The organism is Microbacterium sp. CIAB417, assembly GCF_022788845.1.
On record NZ_JAHZUT010000001.1, the window covers coordinates 549,403 to 567,325 of the forward strand.

Sequence of the window (17,923 nt, forward strand, 5' to 3'; positions counted from 1 at the left end):
CGGACGGGTGATCGCAGGTCACTAGACTTGGGCCGTGGTCACTCGTCTCTCCCGCTTCTTCCTCCGCACGCTCCGTGAAGACCCCGCCGGCGCCGAGGTCACCAGCCACAAGCTGCTGATCCGCGCCGGGTACATCCGACCGCAGGCGGCCGGCATCTTCGCCTGGCTGCCGCTGGGCCTGCGCGTGAAGGCGCGGATCGAGACCGTCATCCGCGAGGAGATGGCCGCGGCCGGTGCGCAGGAGGTGCATTTCCCCGCGCTCATGCCGCGCGAGGCGTACGAGGCGACCGGTCGCTGGGAGGAGTACGGCGATCTGCTGTTCCGCCTGCAGGACCGCAAGGGCGGCGACTACCTCCTGGCGCCGACGCACGAGGAGGCCTTCACGCTTCTGGTGAAGGACCTCTACTCCTCCTACAAGGACCTGCCCCTGACGATCTTCCAGATCCAGGACAAGTACCGTGACGAGGCGCGTCCTCGTGCCGGCCTCCTGCGCGGCCGTGAGTTCACCATGAAGGACGCCTACTCCTTCGATTCCTCGGATGCCGGGCTGGACGCGTCCTACATGGCCCAGCGCGACGCCTACGAGCGCATCTTCCAGCGCCTCGGCCTGGAGTACGTGATCGTCCAGGCGGATGCCGGGGCGATGGGCGGATCCCGCAGCGAGGAGTTCCTCCACCCGACCCCTGTCGGTGAGGACACGTTCGTCCGTTCCGCGGGCGGATACGCCGCGAACGTCGAGGCGTTCACGACTGCGGTGCCCGACCCCGTCGATTTCTCGGATGCGCCGGCGGCGACGATCTTCAATTCTCCCGACACACCGACCATCGAGACGCTCGTGGCGCACGCGAACGCCGTGCTGGACGGCGAGTACACCGCCGCGGACACGCTGAAGAACGTCGTGCTCGCCCTGACGCACCTCGACGGCACCCGGGAGCTCGTCGTCGTCGGGATCCCCGGCGATCGCGAGGTCGACGAGAAGCGCGCCGAAGTCGCGTTCGCTCCGGCCGGGGTCGAGACTGCCACCGCCGAGGACTTCGAGAACAACCCCCTGCTCGTACGCGGGTACATCGGCCCGTGGTCGCCCGCGGGCGCCGTCCTGGGTGAGGAGTCCGCGACCGGCATCCGCTACCTCGTCGATCCCCGGGTCTCGGAGGGCACGCGCTGGGTCACGGGCGCGAACATCGATCAGAAGCACGCGCACTCCGTCGTCGCCGGACGCGACTTCTTCGCCGACGGCGTCGTCGAGATCGCGAACGTGCGAGACGGCGACCCGGCCCCGGACGGCTCCGGACCGGTGGAGCTCGCACGCGGCATGGAGATCGGCCACGTGTTCCAGCTGGGACGCAAGTACGCCGAGGCCCTCGGCCTGAAGGTCCTCGACGAGAACGGCAAGCTCGTCAGTGTGACGATGGGCTCCTACGGAATCGGTGTGACGCGCATCCTGGCGATCATCGCCGAGCTCAACAACGACGACAAGGGACTGATCTGGCCGGCGTCCGTCGCGCCGTTCGACGTGCACGTCGTCGCTGCCGGGCGCGACCAGGCCGCGTTCGACGTCGCGGAGCAGGCCGCCGCACGTCTGGAGGAGACCGGACTCGAGGTGCTCTACGACGACCGTCCCAAGGTGTCGCCCGGTGTCAAGTTCGGCGATGCCGAACTGGTCGGCGTTCCGCGCGTCCTCGTGGTCGGACGCGGGGCGGCCGAAGGCCAGGTCGAGCTGTGGGATCGCCGTACGGGCGAGCGCGAAGCACTCGCGCTCGACGACGCGATCGCGCGCCTGACTGCCTGATCGGGTCAGTGCTCCCCGGCTGAGGGGTTCTCCTCCGCAGGCCCTCCGCGGCGTTCAGCTACCATCCGCCGGAGCTCGGCCGTGAGCTGCTCGGCGCGCTCCAGCAGCTCACGCAGCCGGTCGTCCGCGTCCGCCGCGTCCGCTCGCCGCCCCGCGGAGACCCCGACGGCGACGGCACCGGACGCGGCTCCCGCCGCGACCCCGGCGGCCGCCGCATGTCCGGCAGCTTCATCTTCATTCGCACCGTCGGCGGGGTCGGACGTCTTCTCGGTCCGGTCCGGTCCGGCCTCTGTCTTCCCGGACGGCCCGAGGAACAGATTCGCGAGGTAGCCGGTGAAAGTTCCGAAGATGCCGACTCCGACGACGATGATCAGCACTCCGAGCAGGCGTCCGGCCTGCGTCACCGGATACTGATCGCCGTACCCGACCGTCGCGATCGTGACGATCGTGTACCACAGCGCATCGGACGCGGTGGTGATGTTGGCGCCGTCGGCATCCTCCTCGACCGCCAGCACCGACAGGCTGCCGAACTGCAGCACGAGGATGCCGAGCAGGAGCAGGGTCATCAGGGTGCTGTTGGCGCGATCCTGCACCAGCGTCGTCGCGATGCGCTTCGGGCCGAGGTCGCGCATCAGCCGGAGCACCCGCAGCAGCCGGAACACCCGCAGCACCTTCAGCTGAGGGAACGGGAGGCTCGCCAGCAGATCCGCCCATCCGAACCCGCGGAAGAAGTAGCGCCGGGGCGCTGTCGAGGTCGCCATGCGATACACGAAGTCGATCAGGAAGATGACGCTGAGGACGCCGTTCATCACCGCCAGCACGACCTGCATGGCGGTGTCGCCGTGCAGGGCGTAGACGAACACCAGGTTCATGATCGACAGCAGGGACAGGATGCCGATGAAGATCTCGTACGCCGGATTCTTCAGCTCGGTGCGCGCCCGGCGCCTGGCCGCGATCCGGTCCCTGATCCCGCCCATGAGGCCGCTCCCTCCGCCGATGTCCCGCTGTGCCGCGAGCGGAACCATTCTGGAGCACCACCCCGCTCGGCGCGCGTGCTCTCACCCGGACGGGTGAGCCTGCATGTCAGAGTAGAGCCATGGACGAGCTGACGACCCGGATCGATGAACTGCTGGACGAGGCGGGCATCACGTCGAGCCGCGCACTGATCACCCGCATCCTGCTCTCCGGCATCCAGCTGGGGCAGGATCGCACCGATCGGCTCGACCTCAAGATCGCCTCGTCGGCGCTGAGCGAGATGCGCGACGCGTTCCGCCTGTTCCAGCCGTACTCGGACGTGCCGAAAGTGACCGTGTTCGGTTCGGCCCGCACGCGTTCGGAGGATCCGCTGTACCGGTCGGCCCGCGGAGTCGCGACGGAGCTCGCCGAACGCGGATGGATGGTCGTGACCGGTGCCGGCCCCGGCATCATGCAGGCCGCGGCCGAGGGGGCGGGGGAGAAGATGGCTCTCGGCGTGTCCATCCGCCTGCCCTTCGAGGAGAAGCCGAACGCGGTCGTCGCGAAGGACGCCCACTCCGTCGAGATGAAGTACTTCTTCACCCGCAAGCTCATGCTCGTGAAGGAGTCGAGCGGATTCATCTGCCTGCCCGGCGGCTTCGGAACCATGGACGAGATGTTCGAGCTGCTCACTCTTCAGCAGACCGGCAAGGCCGAGCCGACCCCGATCGTCCTGCTGGATGCTCCGGGCGGCACGTTCTGGCAGGGGCTCGAGCGGTTCGTCGTCGAGCAGCTGATCCCGGCCGGCGTGATCTCCCCGGACGACTTCGATCGCGTCCTCGTCACGGATTCTCCCGAGCAGGCGGTGACGAGGATCACCGGCTTCTGGCGCAACTACGATTCCCTGCGGTGGGTGGACGACGTCCTCGTCCTTCGGCTGAAGAACACCCCGACGGATGCCGAGATCGAGGCGCTGAACGTCGAATTCGCGCCGTTCGTGGCCTCGGGCCGGATCGAGCGGAGCGATGCCCTTCCCGCCGAGGTCTCGGATCGCGACCGCGTACATCTGCCGCGCATCGCCCTGCGCCTGCGGCAGCGGGAGGTGGGCGGCCTCTACCGCCTGATCGACGCGCTCAACGCGCTGCCGTCCGCGGACTGAGGAAACGCGGCATTCAGCGACCGTTCACGCGGACGTCATCGGATGCGAGGAAGGTGGCGCGGGCAACAGCATCCGATCTCGAAGGACCGATGATGAGCCTGACCGACATCTCCCGCCGCTCCCTGCCGATGGCCCCGCACGTGAGCGGCAAGCGCTCCGCCGTGACGTGCGAGCTCAAGTGCGCCAACGCCTGCCTCGGGCCCGAGTGCAACACCTCGCAGAACGAGCACTTCCGCACGATCGCCTCGGCCGTGTTCTCCCGCCGCGCGCTGCTGGGGATGGGGGCCGCCGCCGCGGTCGCCATCGCGGTCGGCGTGGGCGACGGCGCCCCCACCTCCGCACCGGTCGCCGCCGGTGCGTCCGGTCCTGGGGCGTCCTTCGGGCGGCCGGGGCGGGGCCGGCTGCCGTTCGAGGCGATCGCTCCGGTCCCGGCCGAAGTGGATGCCTTCACCGTGCCGCGCGGGTACGACTGGAGCCCTCTGATCCGCTGGGGCGACCCGCTCTTCTCACGGACGCCGGCCTTCGACATCGCCGCGCAGACGCCCGAGGCGCAGGCCGGGCAGTTCGGCTACAACAGCGACTACCTCGACATCATCCCGGATCCGAGCGGGAAGACCGGCGTGCTGGTGAACAATCACGAGTACGTCAACCCGGGACTCATGTTCCCGGCCACTTCGGACGCCGCCGAGCTGCGACGCCGCGGCGACATCTACAAGGCGGCCCAGGGACTCTCCGTGGTCGACATCCGCCGCCGTCGGACCGGCCGGCCGTGGAGCTACGTGGTGGACGGCCGCCGAAACCGCCGCATCACGGTGGAGACGGTGTTCGAGCTGACCGGTCCGGCCGCGGGCTCCGATCTGGTGAAGACCGCCGCGGATCCCGAGGGTCGCTGGGTGCACGGCACGCTCGGCAACTGCGCGGGCGGAACGACGCCGTGGGGCACGATCCTGTCCGGCGAGGAGAACTTCAACGGCTACTTCGCCTGGGCGGCGGACACCCCGGAGCAGAAGCGCTACAGCTCGTCGAGCACGACTTCGACCTCCACCGGGTGGGAGACCTACGACCCGCGCTTCGACGCGCACGACCCCGCATACGTGAACGAGCCCAACCGGTTCGGGTACATCGTCGAGATCGACCCGCAGGACCCGACCTCGACGCCGCGCAAGCACACGGCGATGGGGCGCTTCAAGCACGAAGGAGCGAACGTCCGCGTCGCGGAGGACCGCCGGGTCGTCGCGTACATGGGCGACGACGAGCGCAACGACTACCTGTACAAGTTCGTCTCGAAGAACCGGATCTCGGGGTCCCGCAAGAAGAACCTGCGTCTGCTGAGCGAGGGCGATCTGTACGTCGCCCGCTTCACGGGCGACTCGCCGGCCGCCGAGATCACCGGCACGGGGCAGCTGCCCTCCGACGGCGCCTTCGACGGCTCGGGTGTCTGGATCCCGCTCACCCAGGGCGGAAAGAGTGTCGTCCCCGGCTTCAGCACCGAGGAGGTCCTGGTGTACACGAGGCTCGCCGCGGACGCCGTCGGCGCGACCAAGATGGATCGCCCGGAGGACGTCGAGCCGAACCCCGTCACCGGCAAGGTGTACGTCGCGCTCACGAACAACTCCGCCCGCAGCGCGGTGGACGAGGCGAACCCGGTCGCGGGCAACCGCTACGGTCACGTGCTCGAGATCACGGAGACGGCCGGCCAGAGCGGAACCACGTTCGGCTGGAGCGTCCTGCTGCTGTGCGGCGACCCGAACACGTTCGGGAACGCGTACTTCGCGGGCTTCCCCAAGGACAAGGTGTCGCCGATCTCCTGCCCGGACAACCTGGCCTTCGACTCTCACGGCGACCTGTGGATCTCCACGGACGGCCAGCCGGGCACGATCGGATACGCCGACGGCCTGTTCAAGGTCCCGCTGAAGGGCTCGGAGCGCGGACACGTGCAGCAGTTCCTCGCCGTCCCGCGGGATGCCGAGACCTGCGGCCCGGTGATCCATGACGAGGACGGACTGGTGTTCGTGGCCGTGCAGCACCCCGGCGAGGACGGCACGTTCGACGCGCCGCGTTCGCTCTTCCCGGACTACGGCTCCACTGCGCCCGGGGATGTGGCGACGGCCCCGCGCCCCTCCGTCGTGCAGGTGCACCGGGCCTGAGGCCTCCTGCCCTCCGGTGCGCCGCCGCTCTCCGCCGGCGCACCGGAGGGCGCTGCGCATCCGCCGGCTCGGCTCAGGGACGCCGGTTCCGGTATCCTGGTCGGATGCCCGCGGATGCCGCGGATGAGAGCTGAACAGGGAGGCCGCCATGGATATCGAACTCGGACTGCTGCGCGGGATCGAGAAGGAGAAGGCGATTCCGTTCGACGAACTCGTCGCGATCATCGAGCAGGCCGTGCTGACCGCCTACGGCAAGCACATCTCCGAGGACGGAGCGGTCCCCGCGGGCGTCCGCGTCGAACTCGACCGCAAGACCGGACACGTCGCCGTCCTCCAGCCGGTCACGGACGACGAGGGCGCCGTCATCGGCGAAGAGGATGCCACTCCCGACGACTTCGGCCGCATCGCCGCGTTCGCGGCCAAGCAGGTCATCAGCCAGCGGCTGCGCGACATCGCGGACGACGCCGTGCTCGGCGAGTTCCGCGGCAAGGAGGGCGACATCGTCGCCGGTGTCATCCAGCAGGGCCCCAACCCGCGGATGATCCACGTCGACCTGGGCTCGGTCGAGGCGATCCTGCCTCCCGAGGAGCAGGTCCCCGGCGAGGAGTACTCGCACGGATCGCGTCTGCGGGTCTACGTGACCAGCGTGGCCAAGGGGCTGAAGGGTCCCCAGATCACCGTCTCCCGCACTCACCCTGGCCTGGTGCGCAAGCTCTTCGCCCTCGAGGTCCCCGAGATCGCGGCCGGCCTGGTCGAGATCGTCTCGCTCGCGCGCGAGGCCGGGCATCGCACGAAGATCGCCGTGAAGGCGAACGACCCGTCGATCAACGCGAAGGGCGCATGCATCGGCGAGCTGGGCCGTCGGGTCAGGGCGGTCACCGAGGAGCTCGCGGGGGAGAAGATCGACATCGTCGACCACAACCCCGACCTCGCCACGTTCGTCGCGAACGCGCTGTCGCCCGCCAAGGTGACCAGCGCCTTCGTCCTGGATGCCGGCACCAAGGCCGTCCGCGCCCTCGTGCCGGATTACCAGCTCTCGCTCGCGATCGGCAAGGAGGGGCAGAACGCGCGTCTGGCCGCCAAGCTGACCGGAGCGAAGATCGACATCCAGCCGGACAGCATCCTCGACGAATGATCTCGACCGCCACGACCGGCCGGCGTCGCTCGGGCATCGGCACCGAGGTGTAGGATGGAACCTGTACGAACGTGTGTCGGTTGCCGCGCACGTGCCTCCCGGTCAGACCTCCTCAGGGTGGTCGCCCAGGACGGCGCCCTCGTCATCGATGAGCGCGCGGTGCTTCCGGGACGCGGCGCGTGGGTGCATCCGGAGCCGGATTGCCTGGACAAGGCATTGCGGCGCCGGGCCTTCGCGCGAGCACTTCGTGTCGCAGCCGAGCTCGACACGCAGACCATCGAACAGTACTGCCAGCAGAACAAAGGCTGAACGGCTATGGAAACAAAGTGAACGGCTCGAAATGAGACCCGTCCGCGACTAGTGGTCTGCCCTGCCTGGGTGGACCGACCCAGACAGGAGAATTGTGGCTGCCAAACCACGTGTGCACGAGATCGCCGCTGAACTCGGCGTCGACAGCAAGGTCGCACTCGCCAAGCTCAAGGAGCTCGGCGAGTTCGTGAAGAGCCCGTCGTCGACCATCGAACCGCCGGTGGCGCGCAAGCTGCGCGCGGCGATCGAGGCCGACGGAGCCGCGAAGCCCGCGGCCAAGGCGGAGCCCGCGAAGCCGAAGGCTGCGCCCGCCCCCAAGCCCGGCGCCGCGGCGCCGACCCCCGGTCCGAAGCCGGGTCCGAAGCCCACCCCCGAGACGCCGGCCGCGGCTGCCCCGGCGCCCTCCGCGCCGACCCCGGCGCCCGCTCCGGCTGCACCCAAGCCCGCCGACAAGGGTGCCCCCAAGCCCGGGGACAAGGCCGCACCCAAGCCCGGTGCTCCGCGCCCGGGCAACAACCCGTTCGCGTCCTCGCAGGGCATGGGCCAGCGTCCCGCCGGCCCGCGTCCCGGCAACAACCCGTTCGCCTCTTCGCAGGGCATGGGCCAGCGTCCGACCCCGGGTAACATCCCGCGGCCGCAGGCTCCGCGTCCCGGCGCTCCGCGCCCTGGTGCCCCGCGTCCCGGCTCGCCGCGTCCCGGCGCTCCGCGCGGCGGTCAGGGCGGTCGTCCCGGCGCTCCGTTCCAGCAGCGTCCCGGCGGCCCCGGTCGCCCAGGCGGCGGCGGTGCGGGCGGCGGCTTCCAGCGTCCCGCCGGCGGTTTCGCCGGTCGTCCCGGTGGCGGCGGAGGCCGCGGTCGTGGACCCGGCGGTGGCACGGCCGGAGCCTTCGGAAAGGGAGGCGGCAAGAGCAAGCAGCGCAAGTCGCGGCGGGCGAAGAGGCAGGAATTCGAGATGCGGTCGGCGCCGGTCGTCGGCGGCGTCAACGTCCAGAAGGGCAACGGCGAGACCATCCGGCTCCGCCGCGGCGCTTCGATCGCCGACTTCGCGGACAAGCTCGAGGCGCTGAACGGCTACACCGTCCAGCCCGGGACGCTCGTCACGATCCTGTTCAACCTGGGCGAGATGGCCACGGCCACCGAGTCCCTGGACGAGGCGACCTTCGAGGTCCTCGGAGCCGAGCTCGGCTACAAGATCCAGATGGTCTCGCCCGAGGACGAGGACAAGGAGCTCCTCGAGGGCTTCGGTCTCGACCTCGAGCAGGAGCTGGCCGAGGAGGACGACTCCGACCTCGAGATCCGTCCTCCGGTGGTCACCGTCATGGGTCACGTCGACCACGGTAAGACCCGCCTTCTCGACGCCATCCGCAAGACCAACGTCATCGAGGGCGAGGCCGGCGGCATCACCCAGCACATCGGTGCCTACCAGGTCTGGACCGAGCACGAGGACATCGAGCGCGCCATCACCTTCATCGACACCCCGGGTCACGAGGCGTTCACCGCCATGCGCGCCCGCGGTGCGCAGGTGACCGACCTCGCGATCCTTGTGGTCGCGGCCGACGACGGCATCATGCCGCAGACGGTGGAGGCGCTGAACCACGCCCAGGCGGCGAACGTGCCGATCGTGGTCGCGGTCAACAAGGTCGACAAGCCCGAGGCCAACCCGGCGAAGGTGCGCCAGCAGCTCACCGAGTACGGACTGGTGGCCGAGGAGTACGGCGGCGACGTCATGTTCGTCGACGTCTCGGCCCGTGCCGGCACCGGCATCCAGGAGCTCCTGGACGCGGTCCTGCTGACGGCCGACGCGGGTCTCGACCTGCGCGCGAACCCGAACAAGGCCGCTCGAGGCGTCGCCATCGAGGCGAAGCTCGACAAGGGCCGCGGTTCGGTCGCGACCGTGCTCATCCAGTCCGGAACCCTCCGGATCGGCGATGCGATCGTCGCGGGCACCGCCTACGGACGCGTGCGCGCCATGATCGACGAGAACGGCGATGCGGTCGAGGAGGCCGCACCGTCCCGTCCGGTCCAGGTGCAGGGTCTGAACTCCGTGCCCCGCGCCGGTGACGTGTTCATCGTCACCGAAGAGGACCGGATGGCCCGCCAGATCGCCGAGAAGCGCGAAGCCGTCGAGCGCAACGCCCAGCTGGCCAAGGCCCGCAAGCGCATCTCGCTCGAGGACTTCACCCGCGCTCTCGAAGAGGGCAAGGTCGAGACGCTCAACCTCATCATCAAGGGCGACGTGTCCGGTGCCGTCGAGGCGCTGGAGGAGTCGCTGCTCAAGATCGAGGTCGACGACTCCGTCCAGCTGCGCATCATCCACCGCGGCGTCGGTGCGATCACCGAGAGCGATGTGAACCTGGCGACGATCGACAACGCGATCATCGTCGGATTCAACGTCCGACCCGACACCAAGGCCCGTGAGGCCTCGGTGCGCGAGGGCGTGGACATCCGCTTCTACTCGGTCATCTACAACGCGATCGACGAGATCGAGAACTCCCTCAAGGGCATGCTCAAGCCGGAGTTCGAAGAGGTCCAGTCGGGTGTCGCCGAGATCCGCGAGGTGTTCCGCTCCTCGAAGTTCGGCAACATCGCCGGTGTCATCGTGCGGTCGGGGACCATCACGCGCAACGCCAAGGCGCGCGTCATCCGCGACGGCGTCGTCATCGCCGACGGCCTGGCCATCGAGTCGCTGCGTCGCTTCAAGGATGATGTCACCGAGGTCCGCACGGACTTCGAGGCCGGTATCGGCCTCGGCAAGTACAACGACATCCAGGTCGGCGACGAGATCGAGACCACCGAGATGGTGGAGAAGCCGCGGGGCTGATCGCCATGTGACTCGTCGGGCGGGGATGCACTGCGCATCCCCGCCCGACGAGTCTCGACGAGGGAGAAGGAAATGGCTGGAGAACGACAGGCACGCCTCGCGGATCGCATCCGCGTCATCCTGGCGGAGCGGCTCGACAAGGGCCTGCGCGACCCGCGTCTGGGCTACGTCACCATCACCGACGTCCGGGTCTCGGGCGATCTGCAGCACGCCAGCGTCTTCTACACCGTGCTGGGCACCGACGAGGAGCGCGTCTCCAGCGCCGCTGCCCTGACCTCGGCGACCGGGATGCTGCGGACCGAGGTCGGACGTCAGCTCTCGACCCGTCTCGTGCCCACGCTGGAGTTCATCCCCGACGCCCTGCCCGAGACCGCGGACCACATCTCCGCGCTGCTGCGCGAGGCGCAGGAGCGGGACGCCGCGGTCGCGGAACTCGCCTCCACGGCCACGCACGCCGGGGACGCCGACCCGTATCGGTCGGACGACGACGAGGACTGAGTTCCCGGCAGACAGGGCCTCGCTGCACGCGCGGCCGTCGACGGTTTGCTAGCCTGTTCGCCGATCGCGCCGCTCCCGCGGCGTCGGGAGAGCGGGTCTCATGGGCGACACCGGCGCACGGCGCGCGGCCGACGCCCGCCCCGAGGGCGGGCCGGACGCGCAGGTCGTGCTGGATGCCGTCGCCGAGCTGCGCTCTCAGGGGATCGTCGTGGCACCGCACGTGCTCGCCCGGCTGCAGGCGCGCGCGGGCACCGACCGTGCCGTGCTCGGCGAGATCGCCCTGTCGCTCACGGCTGCGCAGCGCCACGGGCATCGGGCGCTGCCGGTGCCATTGCCCGTCCCGCAGGCGATCGCGTCCTCCGTCGAGCGGCTCGCCTCCGGGTCGACCGAGCGCGATGCCCTCGTGGTTCTCGCGCTGGGTTCGACCGACCGCCTCGACGCCTACCTCGCCGTCACGGGCCTGACCACCGAGCAGCTCTCGGTCGGCGTCCTGGGTGAATGCGTCGACGTCGCGGCCTGCCGCGTCGCGCTGCGCGAACCCGCGCTCGGGGAATGGCTCCAGGCGTCCGCGACGGCGGCGGAATCCGCGTCGGCGCACGAGCGGTTGAGCATCCACCACGCCGAGGCGGGAGATGAGGTCAGGGCCGCGTGGCACACGGCACGCGGCGCGAGCGCCAAGGCACCGGGCGCGGCCGCCGTCCTGCTCGCCGCCGCCCGCCGGCTCTCGGCGGAGGGGCAGTCGCTCGCTGCCTTCCACGTCGCCGTCGAGGCCTTCGACCACGCCGAGGGCGCCCAGGCCGAGGAAGCCAGGCGGGTCGCCGGGGACGCCGCACTCTGCGCCGGGCTCGTCGCGGATGCCGTCGACTGGCTGGGCAGCCTGTTCCCGGCGGGGACTGCGGAGCAACGGACGCAGGCCCTCGCGCCTCTCGTGATCGCTGAGACGGCGCTGCGCGGAGCGCTGCCCATCACGGATCCGGCGGCGCACCGTCCGGACCACGACGAGGCGGCGAGCTGGACGGCCTGGGCGCGGACGGCCGGCATGGCGGCGATGCTGTCCGCGGAGCGCGGTGCCGACGCCGCCATGCGCATGTGGCTGGCCGAGGCGCGCGACGCGGATGTCCGCGCGGGTGCCGGCGGTGCGATCCGGGATCCTGCCGCCGCCCTGTGCTGGCTGCTCAGCGGAGACCCGTCTGATCCGATTCCGGACGGCACGCTGTCGTTCGGCGTCGCGGCCGCCGTGCGCAGAGCCCTGGACGGGGAGTTCGAGGACGGCCTCGGCATCCTGGCCCGGCATGAGGCCGGCATCGCGGAGGAGAAGGATCCCTTCCTGCAGGGCTTCGAGCGCACACCGCTGGCCGGCGCGTATCGCGCCGTCGTCGACGTGCTGCTGCGCTTCTGGCAGGGCGATGCGGCTGCCGCCCGTGCCCGCCTCGACGACGCGCTCGTCCGCCTTCCGATCGGTCTGCCGTTCGCCGGACTCGGCGTCGTGCTCGCCCGGCGACTGGACCTCGCGATCCTCGGCCGGATCGGACTCGCGACGCAGAGCGCGACGGATGCGCTGCCCACCGGCATCCGGCTCGATGCCCTCGTGGACCGGGCGCTTCAGGCGTACCTCGCGGGCTCGGTCCAGGAGGCCGCCGCGCACATGCGGCTGTGGCACGACCGGGGCGCACCGGCTCCACCGCTTGCCGTCCCCGGACTCGAGGAGCTCGGGGACGGGGACTCATCTCCCGCAGTCGAACCGCCCGATCAGCGCCTGGCGTCGGAGCTGTACCGGCGGATCCGCACAGTCGCCCAGGGGGCATGGCAGCACGAGTACCCGTCGATCGCCGAGCGCGTGCGCGCGGTGAGATCGCCGTTCACGCGCGCTCGCGTCGAGGCGCTGCTCGGAACGACGTGCGTGATCCGCGGAGACCGCGTCGCCGGCCGGCGGCACCTGCACTCGGCGCACAGTCTCTTCACGGATGCCGGAGCCGATGCCTGGCGCGACAGCGTCGGTCGCCGGCTGGTCCGCCTCGGGGAGCAGATCGAGCAGCTCGCGGGGCTGGAGACCGTGCCGATCCCCGTGGTGGATCCGCTGGCGGCCTGCCGTGCGGCGTGGGAGCCGCTCGTCACCGAGCGCGAGCTCCAGGTCGCGATGCTCGTGGTCGAGGGCGCGTCCAACCGCGACATCGCGGAACGGCTGCAGTTGTCGGTGCGCACCGTCGAGGTGCACCTCGGCCGGGTCTTCGCGAAGCTCGACGTGCGCAGCAGGGCGGAGCTCATCGTGCTCGCGCACCGCACCGGCCGGCACCTCTGACCCGGTCATCCCGGCAGCGACAGAAACCCGTCCGACGCTTCGGCGAGGCCGTCGGCGATGAGCGAGTCGATCGCCCGATCGCGCTGCACGGGATCCGGCCAGTCCGGGATGACGCTGACCTGCGGGACGCCGGCCGGAGCCGCGTCCCGCAGCGTCCGCAGCACGGCCCCCCTCGCCTGACGGTCCGAGCCCTCGTACCGGGCCTGCCTGCGGCGGGTGTCCTCGCCGGCAGGACGGCCGGCGGCGAGCCAGCGGCACTCCCGGCGGATCGGGCAGTGCTCGCACCGGGGGGATCGCGCGGTGCAGACGACCGCCCCGAGCTCCATCATCGCCGCGTTGAACAGCGCGGATTCCGCGGGCTCGGCCGGAAGCGCGTCCGCCATCGTCGCCAGATCCCGTCGTGACGGCGACCCCGGCTGGGCTGCACCCCCGACAGCGCGGGTGAGCACACGGCGCGTGTTGGTGTCGACGACCGCGTGGTGATCCCCGTAGGCGAACACCGCCACGGCGCGGGCGGTGTAGTCGCCGATCCCCGGCAGCGCCAGGAGCGCCTCGACATCGCGCGGCACCACGCCGTCGTGGCGTTCGGCGACGGCGATCGCTGCGCCGTGCAGCCACAGCGCCCTGCGCGGATATCCGAGATTCGCCCACTGCGTCACGACCTCCGCGGGTGTCGCGAGGGCCATCGCGGTCGGCGTGGGCCAGCGTTTCAGCCAGGCCTCCAGATGCGGGATGACCCGTGCCACCGGCGTCTGCTGGAGCATGAACTCGCTCACGAGGACGCCCCAGGCGCCGTACGCCTCATGGAACTCCGGTCGGCGCCACGGCAGGTCGCGGGCCTCGGATCGATACCAGTCCGAGACCCCGCTGAGGTCGGGGAGGGGTGTCGGAGTCGGGGGCACCTGGTTAGCCTAGACGGACGATCCAGGCTCATCGACGGGGGAGAGCAGGGAGGGACGCCATGAGAGTCTTCCGGACCGCCGCTGCGCTGCTGGCGGTGACGTTGCTGCTGGCGGGATGCTCCACGGCCGCGGAAGGACCGGAGACCGAGCCGCCCACGACCGGGCCGACGCCGACGGCGACGGCGGAGGAGACCGCGTCGCCGACCCCGGCACCGGATCCTGCGGATCCGGCGACGTGGACCATCAGCGCCGAGGGGATCGGACCCGTGCACATCGGCGGTGACTTCGACGGCACCCTGGCAGACCTGCCCACCAGCTGGACGAGCGACGGCGCGGCCTGCTCGTGGGCGGCGTTCTGGAATGCGCCCGACGCGTCGTTCAGCATGCACTTCGTGCGCGGGTCGGAGAACCAGAGCGACCCGATCTCGGAGGTCTCGGCATCCACCATGGCGGATGCCGTGAGCGGACCCGTCGGTCCGGTGACGGCCGAGGGGCTGGGCGTCGGCGCGGCTCGGGACGAGATCCTCGCCGGATATCCGGATGCCGAGGAGGGCACCGGCGCCGTGGACGGCGAGTGGATCCGGATCCCGTCGGACGGGGAGGCACAGATCTTCTTCCAGTTCCTCACGGGAGCCGACCTCGCGTGGGCGGTCACCGTCACCACTCGCGACGAACCCTCCTACGAGGTCTGCGGCTGATCGCTGCTCGCGTGCTCGGTAGGCTGGGGGGATGGTCTCACCCGGCATCCTGCTCGTCGACAAGCCGGGCGGAATCACCAGTCACGACGTCGTCTCGCGCACGCGTCGCGCGTTCGGCACCCGCAAGGTCGGCCATGCCGGAACGCTCGATCCGATGGCGACGGGCCTGCTGGTCATCGGCATCGAGGGGGCCACGCGGCTGCTGACCTACATCGTCGGCGCTGACAAGACCTACACGGCGACGATCCGTCTGGGGGCGACCACGTCCACCGACGATGCCGAGGGGGAACCGCTGACGACGGCGAACGCCGCGGCGCTCGCGGCCGTCTCCGACGAGCGGATCGCGGCCGGGGTCGCGGCGCTCACCGGCGCGATCTCGCAGATCCCCAGCGCCGTGTCGGCGATCAAGGTCGAGGGACGACGGGCCTACGACCGGGTCAGGGCGGGGGAGAGCGTCGAACTGGCCGCCCGGCAGGTGACCGTCTCGCGCTTCGCCGTGCTCCGACGGCGCGACGTCGACGGCGCGATCGACCTCGACGTCGTCGTGGACTGCTCTTCCGGCACATACATCCGGGCGCTGGCACGCGACCTGGGCGCCGACCTCGGCGTCGGCGGCCATCTGACCGCTCTGCGGCGCACGCGGGTCGGTCCGTTCGATGTCGCCGACGCCGTGCCGGTCGATGGACTCGCGGACGCCACCGCGCTGAGCCCGGCCGAGGCGGCCGCCCGCGTTCTCGCACGTCTCGACGTGACCGGCGACGAGGCCCGCGACCTCCGCCACGGCAAGCGGCTCGTGGGGCAGGCCGCGCGTGTCGCGGCCCTTCCCGCCGCGGCGATCGACCCTGACGGAGCACTCGTCGGCATCGTGGAGCGCCGTGGCGCCGACCTCAAGAGCGCGATGAACATGCCCGAGGAGGCCCGATGATCCTCTGGTTCACGATCCTGCAGATCGTGGTAGCGGTCGCGGTCGGCCTGTTCTGCGTGACGGCGGGACTGTCGGGCAGACGCCCGAGCGACTACACGGTGGGCAGCCTCGCGCTCGTCGAGCTGCTGCTGATCGTGCAGGTCGTCATCGCGATCATCGCCCCGTTCGCCGGCAACCCCCCGACCGGAGACCTGCTGGAGTACTGGGTGTACCTCGTGTCCGCCGTCCTGCTCCCGATCGGCGGGGTTCTGTGGGCCCTCATGGAGCGCAGCAGGTGGAGCACCGTGATCCTCGGCGTCGTCGCCCTGGCCGTCGCGGTCATGGCCTGGCGGATGCAGGTGATCTGGACCGTGCAGATCGCGTGACGACATCGGGCGCGCGCATACCCGGATCCGCACCCGCCTAAACTGGTAGGCGCTATGAGCACCACCGCCACCCGCACCAGGATGACCGGCATCGGCCGGGTCCTCGTCATCGTCTACGCCGTGATGGCGCTGGCGGCCACCGGCCGCAGCTTCGTCCAGATCGTGCAGCGCTTCGACGAGGCGCCGCTGAGCTACGCGCTGTCCGCCGCGGCCGCGGTGGTGTACATCCTGGCGACTCTGGCCCTCGTGCTCTCGAATCGCCGGGGGTGGTACACGATCGCGTGGATCGCGATCGTGTTCGAGCTCGCCGGCGTGCTCGTGGTGGGGACGCTGAGCCTGGTGCTGCCAGAGCTCTTCCAGCACGAGACGGTGTGGTCGCTGTACGGCCGCGGGTACGTGTTCATCCCCCTGGTCCTGCCGATCTTCGGTCTGTGGTGGCTGCGTTCGCACCGACCCACCGCGGTTCCGGCATGATCGTCTTCCGTGATCCGGCCGAGGTGCCGGACGACTTCGGCCGGTCGGCTGTCGCGATCGGAAAGTTCGACGGCGTGCACGCGGGGCATCGAGCGGTCATCGCCCGGCTCCGCGAGGACGCCGCGGCCACCGGAGCGCGCGCGGTCGCTGTGACGTTCGACCGCAATCCGCTCTCGGTGCTGCGGCCGGAACGCTGCCCCGAGAACGTCGTCAGCACCGAACGGAAGCTGGAGCTGCTGGGGGAGCTCGGACTGGACGCCACGCTCGTGCTCCGCTTCGACGCCGAGCTCGCGAACCGGGAGGCCGAGGACTTCGTCCGCACGATCCTGGTGGACGCCCTGCGCATCGAGACGATCCTGGTGGGCCGCGACTTCCGGTTCGGCCGCGGCGGTGCCGGCACTCCCGAGCTGCTGCGGCGGCTCGGGGCCGATCTCGGCTTCACCGTCGACCTGGTCGAAGACGTCCTCCCCACCGGGTCCGAGCGCCGGGTCTCGTCGAGCTGGATCCGCGAGCTGCTCGCGGAGGGCGACGTCGAGAAGGCGCAGGAGCTGCTCGGGCGGCCCGTGGACGTGCGCGGCGAAGTCGTGCACGGGCTCAAGCGCGGCCGGGAGCTCGGGTTCCCGACCGCCAATCTGTCGGATGCCGTGGACGCTCTGGTTCCGGCGGACGGCGTCTATGCGGGATGGCTCATGGACCACGACACGGGCATCCGGCATCCGGCGGCGGTGTCGGTCGGCACGAACCCCACCTTCGACGACGTGCCGCGCCGGCAGGTCGAGGCGCACGTGCTCGACGAGGCCGGACTCGACCTGTACGGGCACGATGTCACGGTGCAGTTCACGCACCGACTGCGCGGCATGGTGGCCTTCGAGGGCATCGAGAAGCTCAAGGACCAGATCGCGGCGGACGTCGACGCAGCGCGCGAACTGCTGAGCGCCGGCGACTGAGACGAGCTCTTCCGCCGGACGGCCCGCTGCCTCTACCATGGGCGCGTGGAGCTGTGGCAGATCGTCGTGGCGGAGGCGCCCAAGGCGCCGAACCTCTGGGGAGCGCTGGGGTGCGCGATGGCGTACGCCGCAGCGCTGCTCGCCGCGCTCGATGCCTTCGCCGATCTGCTGCTCGCCCGAGGTCAGAGCACCCCGGGCCGGCTCGGGCCTGCGCAGGGGCTCAAGTTCGGCGGGAAGCTGGCAGCGGCGGGCATCACCGTGAGCTCGGCGGGCATCGTGCTCGCGCTGGATGCGAACTGGTTCGCCCTGATCGCGCTGTCGACGACGTTCGTCGCGGTCATCGTGGTCGCGCTCGTCGCGCTGCGCCGCGCCGGTCGCTCGGCGACGGCACCCGCGGGCCCGGTGATGGCGTAAAATGGCGGCAGGCTCTACAGCGCGTTCGATGTGACGAACGCGGGGGAGTCGGGTTTGATCCCGTCCGCACGGTCCTGGCTGGCGCCACAC

Annotated in this window: 16 protein-coding genes; 14 read left to right on the forward strand and 2 right to left on the reverse strand. The window is 70.7% G+C overall.

Annotation, left to right across the window (positions count from 1 at the left end; genetic code table 11):
- Positions 1-34 precede the first annotated feature (34 nt).
- Entirely contained in the window at positions 35-1,789 is a 1,755-nt protein-coding gene (locus KYX17_RS02700; RefSeq protein WP_243224999.1) for a proline--tRNA ligase, read from the forward strand.
- Positions 1,790-1,794: 5 nt separating this feature from the next.
- Here KYX17_RS02700 and KYX17_RS02705 read toward each other — a convergent pair whose 3' ends face one another.
- On the reverse strand, positions 1,795-2,766 hold the full coding sequence (locus KYX17_RS02705) for a potassium channel family protein (protein WP_243225000.1): 972 nt from the start codon (positions 2,764-2,766) through the stop codon (positions 1,795-1,797).
- 119 nt (positions 2,767-2,885) lie between these two features.
- Here KYX17_RS02705 and KYX17_RS02710 point away from each other — a divergent pair, with 119 nt between their 5' ends.
- From KYX17_RS02710 to KYX17_RS02740, 7 genes are all read left to right on the forward strand, one after another.
- A complete protein-coding gene (locus KYX17_RS02710; protein ID WP_243225001.1) occupies positions 2,886-3,902 on the forward strand; it encodes a TIGR00730 family Rossman fold protein in 1,017 nt (338 codons plus the stop codon).
- Between the two features lie 92 nt (positions 3,903-3,994).
- Entirely contained in the window at positions 3,995-6,049 is a 2,055-nt protein-coding gene (locus KYX17_RS02715) for a PhoX family phosphatase (protein WP_243225002.1), read from the forward strand.
- A 148-nt stretch (positions 6,050-6,197) separates the two neighbouring features.
- Entirely contained in the window at positions 6,198-7,184 is a 987-nt protein-coding gene (gene nusA / locus KYX17_RS02720) for a transcription termination factor NusA (protein WP_243225003.1), read from the forward strand.
- A gap of 54 nt (positions 7,185-7,238) precedes the next feature.
- Positions 7,239-7,493, forward strand: a complete 255-nt coding sequence (locus tag KYX17_RS02725) for a YlxR family protein (protein WP_249223112.1) — start codon at positions 7,239-7,241, stop codon at positions 7,491-7,493.
- Positions 7,494-7,587: 94 nt separating this feature from the next.
- Positions 7,588-10,311 (forward strand): translation initiation factor IF-2, encoded by a 2,724-nt coding sequence (gene infB, locus KYX17_RS02730; RefSeq protein WP_243225005.1) that lies wholly within the window; start codon positions 7,588-7,590, stop codon positions 10,309-10,311.
- 72 nt (positions 10,312-10,383) lie between these two features.
- Entirely contained in the window at positions 10,384-10,809 is a 426-nt protein-coding gene (gene rbfA / locus KYX17_RS02735) for a 30S ribosome-binding factor RbfA (protein WP_243225006.1), read from the forward strand.
- A 100-nt stretch (positions 10,810-10,909) separates the two neighbouring features.
- Positions 10,910-13,108: a helix-turn-helix transcriptional regulator gene (locus KYX17_RS02740; protein WP_243225007.1), complete on the forward strand. Its 2,199-nt coding sequence runs from the start codon at positions 10,910-10,912 to the stop codon at positions 13,106-13,108.
- Between the two features lie 5 nt (positions 13,109-13,113).
- On the opposite strand, the gene KYX17_RS02745 is transcribed toward KYX17_RS02740, so the two are convergent.
- Positions 13,114-14,010, reverse strand: coding sequence for an A/G-specific adenine glycosylase (locus tag KYX17_RS02745; protein WP_308220833.1), 897 nt, complete (start codon positions 14,008-14,010; stop codon positions 13,114-13,116).
- Between the two features lie 59 nt (positions 14,011-14,069).
- Between KYX17_RS02745 and KYX17_RS02750 the strand changes: the two genes are divergently transcribed.
- From KYX17_RS02750 to KYX17_RS02775, 6 genes are read left to right on the forward strand one after another with little or no spacing between them, the layout of a single operon-like run.
- Entirely contained in the window at positions 14,070-14,708 is a 639-nt protein-coding gene (locus KYX17_RS02750) for a hypothetical protein (RefSeq protein ID WP_243225008.1), read from the forward strand.
- A 31-nt stretch (positions 14,709-14,739) separates the two neighbouring features.
- The gene (gene truB, locus KYX17_RS02755) at positions 14,740-15,633 is read left to right on the forward strand and encodes a tRNA pseudouridine(55) synthase TruB (protein WP_243225009.1); all 894 of its coding nucleotides are present in this window, start codon (positions 14,740-14,742) and stop codon (positions 15,631-15,633) included.
- Positions 15,630-15,998: a hypothetical protein gene (locus KYX17_RS02760; protein ID WP_243225010.1), complete on the forward strand. Its 369-nt coding sequence runs from the start codon at positions 15,630-15,632 to the stop codon at positions 15,996-15,998. The genes truB and KYX17_RS02760 overlap by 4 nt, the downstream gene beginning before the upstream one ends.
- Positions 15,999-16,052: 54 nt before the next feature.
- Positions 16,053-16,472: a hypothetical protein gene (locus KYX17_RS02765; protein ID WP_374208917.1), complete on the forward strand. Its 420-nt coding sequence runs from the start codon at positions 16,053-16,055 to the stop codon at positions 16,470-16,472.
- Entirely contained in the window at positions 16,469-17,419 is a 951-nt protein-coding gene (locus KYX17_RS02770; RefSeq protein ID WP_243225011.1) for a bifunctional riboflavin kinase/FAD synthetase, read from the forward strand. Before KYX17_RS02765 ends, KYX17_RS02770 begins: the two co-directional genes overlap by 4 nt.
- 45 nt (positions 17,420-17,464) lie before the next feature.
- Entirely contained in the window at positions 17,465-17,833 is a 369-nt protein-coding gene (locus KYX17_RS02775) for a hypothetical protein (protein ID WP_243225012.1), read from the forward strand.
- The last annotated feature ends 90 nt before the right edge of the window (positions 17,834-17,923 follow it).